The organism is Blautia sp. OF03-15BH (assembly GCF_003463065.1).
Taxonomy (GTDB): Bacteria; Bacillota; Clostridia; order Lachnospirales; family Lachnospiraceae; genus Limivivens.
Window position 1 is genome coordinate 17,021 of record NZ_QSCM01000007.1, and the last position, 12,796, is coordinate 29,816.

Here is a 12,796-nt window from a genome sequence, read left to right on the forward strand (position 1 = left end):
ATCAGACAGAAGAATCCTGTCTGATTCAGCTGTTTTTTTTCTCTTTCCGGTACACGCTCGGCGTACTGCCGATCAGCTTCCGGAATTGCTTCGTAAAGTAGCTCGGACTGGTAAACCCGCAGGAAAGCGCGATATCCGTTACGGGAAGATTGGTGGAGAGAAGCTTTTCCGCAGCCAGAAGCAGGCGTTTTTCCAGCAGATATTCCATGGGCGTGCAGTGGAGATACTGACGAAACAATCGCTGGCAGACACGGGGGCAGACGTTGATGACAGAGGCCAGTTTTTTGATGGAAAGATTCTGTTCCAGATGGGCATCGATCCAGGGCAGCAGTTGTTTGATCCGTTCCTCCTGAAGTGTGGAAGAACGGTGAGAGGGCAGCATCTGCGTCTTTTGACCGGCAAAGAGCAGAATGCGGGAAAGTGCGGCGCGGACCTGGAATTCATAGCCAGGCGTCTCCTGTTCGCAGGAGGAAAAGGCTTCATCAAAATCCAGGAAAAAGGGCTGGTTTTCCGGAAGACGGTCAAATTTCAGATAAGCAGAGCCGTTTTCCAGGAGTGGGCGGATATAGCGGGTATCAAAAACACTTCCGGGCAGGCCGGAAACGATGCCTGCATCAAAGACAAACGAATGATAAAGGCAGGGGGAAGGGACCAGACAGGTAAAGGAGTGGAGGATGCCGGTATTGATGAAGCAGCCTTCACCGGGGAGAATTTCAAAGGTTTCTTTCCCGATGCCGATCCGGACGCGTCCCTCCAGAAGGAGAAAAATTTCCAGCTCCCGGTGCCAGTGGGAGGGGATCAGGCCAGCCGCATAGCGGTGGATGTTTCCCTCATTCGCATGAAGGTTAAAGGGGGAGTGTTCCAGTTCATTGATTTCTTCTCTGTCCGGATTCATCGGCACAAAGGAGCGGTATTCGATCATGGATAATTCCTTTCATAAAGTCGTTTTTGTTATAGTATAGGACGTTTCTGTGAAAGCGACAAGCTTCTTTTTACGCTATGATGATAAAAAAGCAGTGGCGCATACCGATCGGTCCCGGTCGTTTTCAGGCATCAGCAGACCGCATCGGGTTTTGGATAAGCGCACTGTGAAAAGTAATCGAAAAGAGGAGAGCGATATGAAAAAGACAAAACCGACAGGAAGAATTCTGGACATGACGCAGGGAAAGCCGCTGAAGCTTCTTCTGACCTTTGCACTGCCGTTGTTTCTGGGAAATATCCTTCAGCAGTTTTATAATCTGGCAGATACTTCCATTGCCGGTCATCTGCTGGGTGATGCGGCATTGGCCCAGATCGGAGCAACCTCCGCGCTCTATAGCCTGCTCACCAATTTTGCGTTCGGGCTGAATAACGGTCTGGCACTTACGGTGAGCAGGAGCTTCGGAGCCGGTGATCAGAAAGAGATGAAGCGTTCCGTCTGCTGGATGGTGACGCTGGCGGCGGTTTCCGCTCTGGTGATGACGGTCTGCTTTCTTTTGCTGCGGCGGCCGCTTCTCAGAGTGATGCAGACTCCGGATGATGTGCTGGAGGGGGCTTTAAGCTATCTGACCGTCATTCTGGCAGGCATTCCGCTGACGATGGCCTACAACTTGGAGTCAGCCCTGCTTCAGTCGATGGGAAACAGTGTGACGCCTCTTTGTTTTCTCTTATTCAGCAGCTTCCTCAATGTGGGACTGGACTTCTTTTTTATTGGAAATCCCCTGAACCTTGGTGTACAGGGAGCAGCAGCTGCAACCGTGCTTTCTCAGGGGATCAGCGCCGCTCTTGGAGGGTTCTATATTCTGAAAAATTATCCGGAGATCCGTTTTGGAAAAGAGGAATGGAAGGTTCCGCGGAAATTTGTATCCGAAATGTTCTGGACAGGACTCAGCATGGCTCTTATGAGTGCCATCTATAACCTGGGAAGTGTGATCCTTCAGAGCAGCATCAATGCTCTGGGAAGCGTTTATATTGCCGCACAGGTAGGTGGAAGAAAGCTGGCGGAGCTTTTTTATGTGCCGGGAATCGCACTGGGTACCAGTGCAGCCACTTTTTCCAGCCAGAACTACGGAGCAGGGAAACATTCCAGAATCGCAAAAGGAGCAAAAAGCGGAATCTTCATGTATTTCTGCTGGTGGCTGGTGGCACTGGCCTTTGTGATCTTTCTTGCACCTGCCGCAGTCCGCTTTATTACCGGAAGCAGCAACCCGGAGGTCATCGCCAACGGAGCGTTGTATTTACGGATCGGAATCCCGATGATCCCGCCCATGGCTGTCCTAGTCATTCTGCGAAATATCCTTCAGGGGATGCGCCGGCCGGGAATGCCGCTTTTCTGCAGCTGCCTGGAGCTCATCGGAAAGACGGTCTTTGCTGTCTGGCTGGTACCGGTCTTCGGCTATCCGGCAGTCTGTGTCTGCGAACCGGTCACCTGGGTAATCTGCTGTGCGGTCATTGCTGTCGCGGTGTTTCGGATCCGTGGGGAATTTGTGGATGAGATTGGAGAGACAAAAAACTGACATTCACATTTTTTGAAAATTTCTATAGGTTTTTCAGAGTGATTGTTGTATAATGGCGATAAAGAAAAAGAAAGGGGGATACACATTATGAAAAAGAAATTAGTCCTTGCATGTCTGCTCGCAGGAGCACTCTCCATGAATTCTGCTGCCTATGCGTCTGCTTCCGGTCAGAGCCTGGGAGAAGTTACGAAGGAAGCAGTCGGGAACCCGGAGGCAGTTGAGGCAGAAACAGAGGCTGCCACAGGAGTGGCTATGGAAAGCGTGGAAGAAACCTCTGCAGAAGCTGCTGTCGAAGAAACAGCAGAGAATGCACCGGAAGTGCCGGCAGAAAACGCTCTGGAAGAAACGTACACAGATGGTGAGGCTGCTGATCTTACGAAAGAGGAGCTGCTTGAAAAGATGAAAGAAGCTGCTGCAGAGCTCAGCAGTGTGAAATCAGAACTCATTATGGACATGGACATCAACATCCGTGCATCCGGAGATGAAGCTTCCACCGGCATGCAGATGGATATGACGATGAATATCAACATGGCAAATGAGGAGATTTTTGAACCGTATGCTTCTCATCAGACAACAATGATGGTTATGAGTATTCTGGGTCAGACGGAGAAAGAGGTCAGCGAGGCCTATATCCGGGAAGAAGATGGCGAACATGCGAAGTATGAAGGAAGTGTCGATGAAAACGGCGAGATCACAGACTGGGAGCGTTCCATTGCTTCCAGCGCAGAACCGGAATTCATTTTCACCAGTGAAAGTCTGAATGAGCTGGAAAGTGCAATCAAATTCACGATCAGAGACCACAAAGCTGTGGATACAGAAGGAAAAGAATATTATGTCCTGGAGAGCAGCATCAGTCTGAACGATGCCATGGAGCAGACCGGAATGCAGGAAGAGCTTCAGGATTTACTGGATGATCTTAAGGAGTCCCTGGGAGATATGGAAATGCCGGAGACCTTCCTGGTAGAGCTGTATGTCAATGCAGATGATTTCCTGCCGGCAGAATTTACCATTGATATGTCTGGTCTGAAAGGCAATATAGGCGATACCGCCGGAGAAGGCACCAACACAGAGATGGAATTTAAGACTATGGTAGTGAGATACCGCTGCAGTCAGTATAATGCCATTTCTGAGATCGCTTATCCGGAAAATCTTCCTGCAGCAGGTGACGACGGCGAGCCGGAACTGCCCCTGGAAACAGAGGGTGAGCCGGAAGAAAATTCTGGAATTGCCGGGGCAGGCGAAGAAGCCAGTGAGATCATAGAGAATGCAGCAAGTGCTCTTACAGAAGAACTGGGTGTAAAAGGTATTCAGGAAACGACGGATACTTCCGTTACCTTTACGGACAAAGGCAGCAAAGAAAATCCTGCGGCTATGAATGAGATGGGAAAGGTTTACATTTACAATGCCATTTCTGATCAGTATGAGCAGGCAGGTCTTACCGTTACCGGCATCACCGGAGGCGAGGAGGCAGCAGCGTATGTGGATGAGCTTCTCAATGCGGAAGGCAGCTATTACAGCTTCTCTGCCCTGAAAAACTATGAGGAATACCGGATCGTAGATTATGATCTTTATCTACCTACAGATTTTTCAGATGAAGAATATGGTATCTATGCCCCCAGTACGATCATGAGTGTGGTAAGTGAAGGCAACGACTGGCTGGTTTACAATGGAGACAGCTATTTCGCATCCACTTACAACCTTTATGAGGATATGAACAGCTATCATCCGGGTGATACCGTTCACTGCCAGTGCGTGATGATCGTGCCGAAAGATCTTACCGAGTATCAGCTGGAATTTGGTCCTTACGGACTGGATTACCTCTATGTGGAAATTCAGTAAAAAGAACCATCTGTGCCCCCTGCACCTGATAAGCAGGGGGCTTTTTGAACTTTTGACCCTGGCATCATCATAGTATGGAACTTTGAGTGGAACTGTGAAGTGAGTATTCAATCATAGACAAAGAAGTAAACGCGGATCCAAAATGTCCGTTGATAGAAAAGAAGGAGAAAAAGCATGCTGACAGAAGCGAAACTTCGAAAGAAAGTTTATGACGCGACATATAAAAGAGGCTCCCGTCTGTACAATGCGGGTGGCGTGCTGGAAATGGAAGAAACGGATCAGGGAAAACGGATCCTGATCCGTTCACGGGTACAGGGAAGCGGAAACAGGACTTATCAGGTCGAACTTCTGATGGATGAGTCAGAGGATAAAATTCTGGATTATGATTGTGAATGCCCGGCAAACAGTTCTTTTTCCGGTATGTGCAAGCATTGTGTGGCGACACTTTTAAGCCTGATCCATCAGAATGAGCCGGAGTGCAGGCAAAAATGTCTGGATGACGCTCTCCCTTTTTCCGTTTATGAAAGCAGGCGGGGGCCGGACAGAGACGCAAAGACCAGCGGAAATCCGGAATTAGACGAACTCTTGCACGCGCTTGGTGTCTTTAAAGGTTCTGATATGGTACAAAGAACGGAACCGATGACTCCGGTCCTGCAGAGAAAACAAGTTTCCGAAAAAAAACTGGAGAGCACTCCGGGACTTCAGGAGCTGCTCCGGCCGTATTTGTTGAGTGACAGCCAGAATCCGATGAAGCAGGTGAAGGGAGAAGTGATCCTGGAACCGCATCTCTCCTATATCGGAGATCAGCTGAGAGTTACCTTTAAGATTGGGATTACCCAGAAGTATGTCTTAAAGGATCTCAGAGAACTGTTGAACCGTGTGGCAGCAGAAAGCAATTATCAATACGGAAAAAAGCTGGAATTTGTCCACCGGGAAGAGGCTTTTACCGAAAAATCCAGGCAGTGGCTGGCTTTTATCCGCAGGCTGATGCCTTCGGAGCAGTCGTATCGGTATCATACCTCCTACTACTATGGCTATCAGATGAGAAAAGAAAATGAACTGGAGATCGATAAGAGTCATATGGATGAACTCATGGAACTTCTGGAAGGAGAGGTTTTTTACGGAAGTTTTCTGGGCTGTCAGGCAGAAGTCTGGGCGATCAAAGATGAGATGCCGGATTTTGGGGCTGTGCTGAAGAAAAAAGCGGATGGTGCCATTTTTACCATGCGCCGCTACATCCACATGGAGGGGGAAAAGTACCTGTACTTTCCGAAAGAAGGGATGATCCGCCGGGTAGATAAGGCTCTTTTCGGAAAAGCACTTGGCTTTTTCTGTCTGGTGGAGGACAGCACACAGAATGGCTGTAACATTTCCGGGAGAGATCTTCCCATTGTTCTGGAGGAGATCCTTCCGGAACTGAAAAAGGCGATACCGGTGAAGATGCAGACTGCACTGGAGGCTTTTCTGCCGGATACTCCGGAATTTCAGTTTTATCTGGACATGCCTCAGCGGGATCTGATCGTTTGTAAAGGTTATGCACTCTATGGAGAGGAACGCTATCCGATCTTTTCCGGTCAGGAACAAAGTCTTTCCGGAAAAACAAAGCGCAGCTGGAAGGAAGAGCGCCAGACGCGGGAGCGGGCAGCAGCATTTTTTACGGCCTATGATAAAGCAATGGGAGAAATGGCACTGAACGGAGAAAAAGACTGCTATGAATTTCTGACAGAAAAACTGTCTCAGCTGAAAGAAGTGGGAGAGGTTTTTATTTCGGATAAAATGAAGGCGGTAAAGATCCGGCCGCTGCCTCAGATCAATGTCGGGCTGTCTGTTGCCGGAAATCTTTTGAATCTGACCCTGGATACAGAACTTCCCATGACAGAACTGGCAGAACTTCTGTCTAAATATGATCGGAAGAAAAAATATTACCGGCTGAAAAACGGAGAGTTTATCCAGTATGACCAGGAGAGTTTAAATTCCGTCAGCGATATGCTGAAAGCCCTTCAGGTGTCGGAAAAAACACTGAAAAGCGGAGAGATCGAGGCACCCCGGTACCGTGCACTGTATCTGGATGAGCAGCTGAAGGAGAAACAGGGAATCTCCGTGGACCGGGAGCGGTCTTATAAAAGTCTGATCCGGAATATGAAGAGTGTGGAGGACAGCGATTTTGAACTGCCCGATTCTCTGAAAAAGGTTCTCCGCGGCTATCAGAAAAAAGGGTTTTTCTGGCTGAAAACGCTGTGTCAGAACAGCTTTGGCGGAATCCTGGCAGATGATATGGGACTTGGAAAAACCCTGCAGGTGATCGCTTTTCTCCTGTCCTCCTTTGAAGAAGGGGAGACGAAACGGAGCCTGATCATTTCCCCGGCTTCTCTGGTGTACAACTGGGAAAGCGAGATCCGCAGATTTGCACCTGCCCTGCCGGTGCGTGTTCTGGCAGGAAGTGTGGAGGAACGGACAGAAATCCTGAAAAACAGCCGGCCTGGAGAGATCCTGGTGACCTCCTATGAAACCATGCGCCGGGATCAGGAACTTTATAAAGAAGAGGATTTTTTCTGCGAAGTCATTGATGAGGCACAGTATATAAAAAATGCCGGAACCAAGGGCGCCCGGGCAGTGAAATCAGTCTCCGCCCAGATGAAGCTGGCTCTGACAGGAACACCGGTGGAAAACCGCCTGAGCGAGCTCTGGAGTATTTTTGACTATCTGATGCCCGGCTTCCTTTATTCTTATGAGCATTTTAAAAAGACCTTTGAAGCGCCCATTATGAAAAAAGAAAACGAAGAAGCCATGGCAGATCTCCAGAAAATGATCCGCCCCTTTATCTTACGCAGGCTCAAAAAAGAAGTCCTTTCGGATCTTCCGGATAAGATTGAAAAATGCATTCCCATTCCGCTTGCCGGGGAACAGAAAAAACTTTACGACGCTCATGTCCAGAGATTGAAATTTATGCTGGAAAGCGGAAGTAATGAGGAATTTGGCAGCATTCGGATGCAGGTTCTGGCGGAACTTACCAGACTTCGGCAGCTCTGTTGTGATCCGGAACTGATTTATCAGGATTATAACGAAGGAGCGGCAAAGGTGGAACTTTGTATGGAACTTCTGAATAACGCAGTGAACGGCGGTCATAAGATCCTGCTTTTTTCCCAGTTTACTTCTATGCTGAATATCCTGGAAAAACGCATGGATGAAGAAGGGATTTCCTATTACAGCCTTACCGGATCTACTCCGAAGAAGGAGCGGATGGAGCTCATGCAAAAATTCAATCAGGATGAAACCTCCGTATTCTGTATTTCTCTGAAAGCCGGGGGAACGGGGCTGAATCTTACCGGAGCGGATATGGTGATCCACTACGATCCCTGGTGGAATGTGGCGGCAGAAAACCAGGCGACAGACCGGGCACACCGTATTGGTCAGAAGCGGGTGGTCACGGTTTATAAGCTGGTGGCAGAACATACGATAGAAGAGAAAGTGCTGGAGCTTCAGCAGAAGAAAAAAGAACTGGCTGATCAGGTGCTTTCCGGAGAAGAGATGGGAAGTATTCTTTTTGACAGGGAAGAGCTTCTGAAGCTTTTTCAGGATCAGTAAACGACAGAGGAGAGATAACTATGGCAGCAGAAGAGAATACAAACTGGTCCCAGTCTGTGACCGGGATCGTGATCAGAGAAGGAAAGGTGCTCCTGGCCCGTCATACCTACGGGCCGGGAAAAGGAAAGCTGATCGTACCGGGAGGTTATGTGAAGTGGCAGGAAAGTCCTCAGGAAGCCCTGAAAAGAGAATATCTTGAGGAAACCGGCGTGGAAGTGGAACCTGTGGATGTCATCGGTATCCGTTTCAATCAGAAGGACTGGTATGTGGCATTCCGGGCAGAATACAAGGGCGGCAGGGCTGTTTCTGACGGGGACGAGAACAGCGAAGTGCTCTGGGTGGATGTAAAGGAGGCTCTGGTACGGGAAGACGTTCCGGATCTTACCAAAAAGCTGATCCAAAGTGCTCTTTCCGGAAAACAGATGAGTCACATTGACTATAAAGGTACTACCAGGTATGGAGAATACAGCTTTTACGGATTTGTATGAGCTTTTCTGTTTTTTAAAAAAAAGATTTGACAACCAGATGAACCTGTGTTAGAATACTCCATGTTCGAAACAGAATATTTCTTATGCGGGTGTAGTTCAATGGTAGAACACCAGCCTTCCAAGCTGGATACGTGGGTTCGATTCCCATCACCCGCTTTTTTCTATGCCATTGACTATGGTAATGAAAAAGAGCTCTGAAAAGAAAAATCCTTTCAGGGCTCTTTTTTCATCGAAACATTGCCTTACTTCCAGATCGGAAGTGTCAGAAGTTCCTTCGGCTCCCGGATGCGATAAGCCGGATCCGGCACGTTTCCGAAACCGTAATCAGCCAGGATAAAGGGAACATCTGCTTTGTTGCAGGCGTCGGCGTCTCCCTGGATATCGCCTACATAGAAGACCTTTTTCAGGCCATACTGTTCCATCAGCCGGCGGATCGTCACATCCTTCTGGCAGTTGGTATCACCATAGCAGAGATGGCCGGTGACATAAGGCTTCAGCGGTGTGGTATCCAGAAGGGCTTCAATATAGCCTTTCTGACAGTTACTCACAATAAAAAGGGGGCAGCGTGTGGACAACTCCTGGAATGTTTCCAGGATCTGTGGATAAAGGGGAACCGGGTCCTGGTAAAGAAGCTGGTTTTCCTTCTGAAAACAGATATCACCCAGATGCGGATGTTCACTTACCGGAATTCCTTTGAAAATCTTGAGACAGATCTCATCCATAGGTTTCCCAAAAAGAGTTTTCAGAAGCTCACCGGTTATATCTGCCGGAAGCGTCGTTTCTGTTTCTAGTACGTAGTTCCACGCTTTGGCTACCAGATCCGTGGAATCCCATAAGGTTCCGTCCACATCAAAAATCAGTCCGTCTAACATATCGATCTTATCTCCTTATCTGTGCATATATGATTTCCGGAACAAAAACACGTTCTGCTATACCAGATCCCGGAAAAATTTCATTCATTCCATTCAGTGTATCATGATTGCGGGACCTAGTACAGTGAAAATTAAGTTTCTGCTCCATCGACGGCAACGCAGCAGAACATTGCGAATGCCCGCTTTACTTCCGCGTTGACAGGATGATATAATGATGCTACAAATTGCAAAGCAGCTCTCGCAATTCTACAAGAAAACGTAACTGTTCAGAAGCACCTCCAAAATGCTACGCATTTCGTCGGTGTGGCGTAGCCGCCAAATAGATTTCCCTGTAAAAGTGTTCATTCATGCAAGCATGACTCACACTTTTGCATGAAAATCTGCCTGGCTCTGAACAGTTACAAGAAAACAGAAAAACAGGAGAAGGGGATTATGAGAAGAAGTACACAGCAGGCCGGGAATAAAAACGGAGCCTGGCAAAGCAGCAGCCGAATGGGGAGTATCAAAGATTACGGCAGCCTTCCGACGGAGAAGATCAGCTTGAAAGAAACTGCGTTTGGCTGGGCAGCAGATCTGAAGATCCGTCTTGATCTGGAACTGGTTTCCGGCTATCAGCGATATGTGGATGAAGACAGGAAAATCTTGTATACCGAGTTTGTATACAAAGAAACCCCGGTAAAAATTCTGGCATTTGCCTCACAGAAAGAAAAACTTTTTTATTATGAAATTACAGCGGAAACGACCTGTCTGAATCTGACGGCAAAGGTGGAACCGTCAGAAAAGCAGGCTTACCGGAACTATAATCTGGGCGGATTCTATTTTGAAGAAGAAAAAAAAGGTGTTTTTCTCATCGGAAAAGGAGAACTGAAGGCAGATGGTTTTCCAAAGGCGGATGAAAAGGGGCTTCACATCAAAAACGCTTCCAGAGTAGCCTTTCGTATTCATCTGGCATCCGGACGCAGAAAAGCTTCTGTCACGCCTCTTCGTCAGGCTATGGAAATGCAGATGAGCATGAACCGATATCTGGCAAAGACAGATGATATTTCCAGAGAAAAACTGATCGGGATGTGCAAGAATAAAAGATAAGAGTGGTGCATATAGTAGCCTTGAGAAAACAGCAGGAGAGATGGTTTTGGCTGCTTACAGGCGTTTTATCTCGTACATTTATGCATACAGGAATGGTAAAAAAGAGAAAAATACAGGCTTTGCTAAGGCAGAGGCCAGAGGAAGAAATTTAAAAATAAGCATTCAGATGGAAACCGATGGAAAACGGGAAGGCAGTCTGGATGCTTATGGTTTTTTACGAAAAGGGGAAAAGCTTTCAGGAATCTTTCTTGGAGAAATGGAAAGGTCTTCCGGCACACAGGCACGGCTGCAGTATTTCTTTAAGGTGGAAACAGATACAGAGGATCTTATGGAAAGCGGTTATGCTCTGGATCAGCTTTCCGGGCTTTGGATCAAAGGCGAGCCGGGAGAAAATTATATCACCGTCTGGGATGAGGAACCGGTGACGAGGATGGAACTGGAGATTGAGATACAGGAGGAAAAGGACACAGCGGACGCAGAGAACATAACAGAACCGGAGCTAGAGAAGTCTGAACCGGAAACGGCCAAGCCGAAAGTAACTGAATCAGAGAAACCGGAGCCGGAAGCACCTGAATCAAAGAAACAAGAGCCTGAAGAGCCGTCAAAACACCAGACGAATAAACCAATTAGTGAATATTCTGTACAAAGTGAGTCTTCTGCCGCATTGGCTGCATCAGGCAGCGAAAAGCCGATCAATGGTGTCCGGGCGCAGGAAGCAGAACTTCTTGCAGGGACAGAAGCAGAGGAAAAAACAGAAAAAGAAACAGAAGAGACAATTACAACAGAGAAAGAAACAGAAGAACAAACAGAAGAACAAACAGAAGAACAAACAGAAGAACAAACAGAAGAACAAACAGGTGAAGAAGAACCGCCGGAGCGCTATGTCAGCCTCTGGAACCGCCTGGCGCCGGCTTTTGCCCACAGAAATCCATTCCTGGAGGGAGAAGTACTTGACGCCATTTTGATCACACCACGGGAACTGCATTTTTTCTGCTGCAAAAACTGGAGTGCAGCCAGAAACAGTTTTATTTACCATGGTTACTACAATTACCATCATCTTTTGTTTGGAAAAGCAATAGATGGAAACTTCTTTCTGGCAGTTCCCGGAACTTATTCCGGCAAAGAACAACAAATGGCGGTCTCCTTTGGCTTTCCGGTTTTTAAGGAAAGCAAAGAGAAGGTGCCGGGAAGCTGCCGTGGCTACTGGTGCCGGGTGTTATAGAAAAATCACGTCATTTTTTAAAAACATAGAGTCTTAATCGATTCCCCTGATCTCCACCAGGGGGATTTTTTTGCGCAGGATCCCGGCAAAGTGTTCCAGTTCTTCACGGCTGTAGCTGCTGTAACTGTCCGGCTTCAGGATATGCTCGGAATCCTTGTAAGCCTGAAGATAATAGCGTTTACAGCCGGCCAGCCAGTCGCGGATCTTTTCAAAATCCTCCTCCTCATGAAGCTCTCTGACGACCGTGGTACGGAATTCATAATCCAGACTTCCGTTCATAAGGAAAGCAGCCGTTTCTTCTACGGCAGACAGCAGCTTTTCACTGCTGCTTCCGGCCAGCCGGTCATAATGCTCCCGGGAGCTTTTGATATCCATGGCTACATAATCGATCAGCTTTTCTTCCGCAAGTCTGCGGACAACGGCAGGGTGCGTACCATTGGTATCCAGCTTGACAAGATAGCCCAGTTCTTTGATGGAACGGATCAGTGACGGGAGTTTTGGAGCCAGTGTGGGTTCTCCACCGGTGATACAGACGCCGTCCAGTACACGCCGTCTTTTTTTCAAAAAAGCGAGTACATCCTCCTCAGCGATCACCGGTTCTTTTTCCGGGTGAAGGACCAGACCGGCATTCTGACAGAAGGGACAGCGGAAATTGCAGCCGCCGAGAAAGACCGTTGCGGCAGTATAGCCGGGATAATCCAGCAGAGTCAGTGTTTGAAATCCATGTATAGGCATAATAACAGAGTTTGTTTCCAGTGATCTTGAAACAAACCGTCTCCTTTCCAATAGGGTAATGTGATCTTTAACCCAATCATGTGAGTTATCTGTTTTAAAAGTTAAAGCAGGCATCATCGATTAGTATATACGTTTTCCTCAAAAACGCAAGGAATCTCAAAATCTTTTGTGACGATGATTGCTGAAAAATATTTTTTCCTCTATATGATGAGAGGCGAGAATATAGTGGATTGACAACATAACGTATATCAGGTACTATTAGGAACGACTTTTTGACCTTTTGACCCCAATGATACACAGATTGCTCCGCATTTCATGCTCCCGCAATCCTGAAACACCTCAAATCCGCTTATTTTTCTACGAAAAATGGCTACTTTTCGGTGTTTTGCGGGTCAAGAAGTCATGCTTTTTCATGCAAGCATGAAACGCATGACCTTTTGACCCTAGTATCATCATATAATAGAAAAGTACCAA

General features: G+C 47.6%; 9 protein-coding genes and 1 tRNA gene. 7 read left to right on the plus strand and 3 right to left on the minus strand.

Translation table 11 applies throughout. The features are described from left to right. Positions 1-25: 25 nt before the first annotated feature. The gene (locus DXA57_RS09115) at positions 26-922 is read right to left on the minus strand and encodes a helix-turn-helix domain-containing protein (RefSeq protein ID WP_117766825.1); all 897 of its coding nucleotides are present in this window, start codon (positions 920-922) and stop codon (positions 26-28) included. 196 nt (positions 923-1,118) lie between these two features. Here DXA57_RS09115 and DXA57_RS09120 point away from each other — a divergent pair, with 196 nt between their 5' ends. From DXA57_RS09120 to DXA57_RS09140, 5 genes are all read left to right on the plus strand, one after another. Then, positions 1,119-2,495 carry an MATE family efflux transporter gene (locus DXA57_RS09120; protein ID WP_117766827.1) on the plus strand — a complete coding sequence of 459 codons (1,377 nt, stop codon included), beginning with the start codon at positions 1,119-1,121 and terminating at the stop codon, positions 2,493-2,495. Between the two features lie 87 nt (positions 2,496-2,582). Next, entirely contained in the window at positions 2,583-4,334 is a 1,752-nt protein-coding gene (locus DXA57_RS09125) for a DUF6612 family protein (protein ID WP_117766829.1), read from the plus strand. 174 nt (positions 4,335-4,508) lie between these two features. Continuing rightward, positions 4,509-7,919, plus strand: coding sequence for a DEAD/DEAH box helicase (locus tag DXA57_RS09130; RefSeq protein ID WP_117766831.1), 3,411 nt, complete (start codon positions 4,509-4,511; stop codon positions 7,917-7,919). A gap of 20 nt (positions 7,920-7,939) precedes the next feature. After that, positions 7,940-8,407 carry an NUDIX domain-containing protein gene (locus DXA57_RS09135; protein WP_117766833.1) on the plus strand — a complete coding sequence of 156 codons (468 nt, stop codon included), beginning with the start codon at positions 7,940-7,942 and terminating at the stop codon, positions 8,405-8,407. Positions 8,408-8,492: 85 nt separating this feature from the next. Then, a tRNA-Gly gene (locus tag DXA57_RS09140) sits at positions 8,493-8,563 on the plus strand. 86 nt (positions 8,564-8,649) lie between these two features. Here DXA57_RS09140 and DXA57_RS09145 read toward each other — a convergent pair. Continuing rightward, complete coding sequence (locus DXA57_RS09145) at positions 8,650-9,279, minus strand: HAD family hydrolase (protein ID WP_117766835.1); 630 nt, start codon at positions 9,277-9,279, stop codon at positions 8,650-8,652. Between the two features lie 432 nt (positions 9,280-9,711). Between DXA57_RS09145 and DXA57_RS09150 the strand changes: the two genes are divergently transcribed. Both DXA57_RS09150 and DXA57_RS17185 read left to right on the plus strand, forming a co-directional pair. Then, positions 9,712-10,365, plus strand: coding sequence for a hypothetical protein (locus DXA57_RS09150; protein WP_147345676.1), 654 nt, complete (start codon positions 9,712-9,714; stop codon positions 10,363-10,365). Between the two features lie 46 nt (positions 10,366-10,411). Next, the gene (locus DXA57_RS17185) at positions 10,412-11,587 is read left to right on the plus strand and encodes a hypothetical protein (protein ID WP_158571278.1); all 1,176 of its coding nucleotides are present in this window, start codon (positions 10,412-10,414) and stop codon (positions 11,585-11,587) included. A gap of 33 nt (positions 11,588-11,620) precedes the next feature. Here DXA57_RS17185 and DXA57_RS09170 read toward each other — a convergent pair whose 3' ends face one another. Beyond that, on the minus strand, positions 11,621-12,322 hold the full coding sequence (locus DXA57_RS09170; protein WP_117766843.1) for an anaerobic ribonucleoside-triphosphate reductase activating protein: 702 nt from the start codon (positions 12,320-12,322) through the stop codon (positions 11,621-11,623). Positions 12,323-12,796: the final 474 nt, after the last annotated feature.

What these genes read in the sequence shown, in the direction of transcription:
- DXA57_RS09115 (WP_117766825.1), bottom strand. Translation starts at nt 922, where the DNA reads ATGATCGAATACCGCTCCTTTGTGCCGATGAATCCGGACAGAGAAGAA.
- DXA57_RS09125 (WP_117766829.1), top strand. Translation starts at nt 2,583, where the DNA reads ATGAAAAAGAAATTAGTCCTTGCATGTCTGCTCGCAGGAGCACTCTCC.
- DXA57_RS09150 (WP_147345676.1), top strand. Translation starts at nt 9,712, where the DNA reads ATGAGAAGAAGTACACAGCAGGCCGGGAATAAAAACGGAGCCTGGCAA.
- DXA57_RS09145 (WP_117766835.1), bottom strand. Translation starts at nt 9,279, where the DNA reads ATGTTAGACGGACTGATTTTTGATGTGGACGGAACCTTATGGGATTCC.
- DXA57_RS09120 (WP_117766827.1), top strand. Translation starts at nt 1,119, where the DNA reads ATGAAAAAGACAAAACCGACAGGAAGAATTCTGGACATGACGCAGGGA.
- DXA57_RS09170 (WP_117766843.1), bottom strand. Translation starts at nt 12,322, where the DNA reads ATGCCTATACATGGATTTCAAACACTGACTCTGCTGGATTATCCCGGC.
- DXA57_RS09135 (WP_117766833.1), top strand. Translation starts at nt 7,940, where the DNA reads ATGGCAGCAGAAGAGAATACAAACTGGTCCCAGTCTGTGACCGGGATC.
- DXA57_RS09130 (WP_117766831.1), top strand. Translation starts at nt 4,509, where the DNA reads ATGCTGACAGAAGCGAAACTTCGAAAGAAAGTTTATGACGCGACATAT.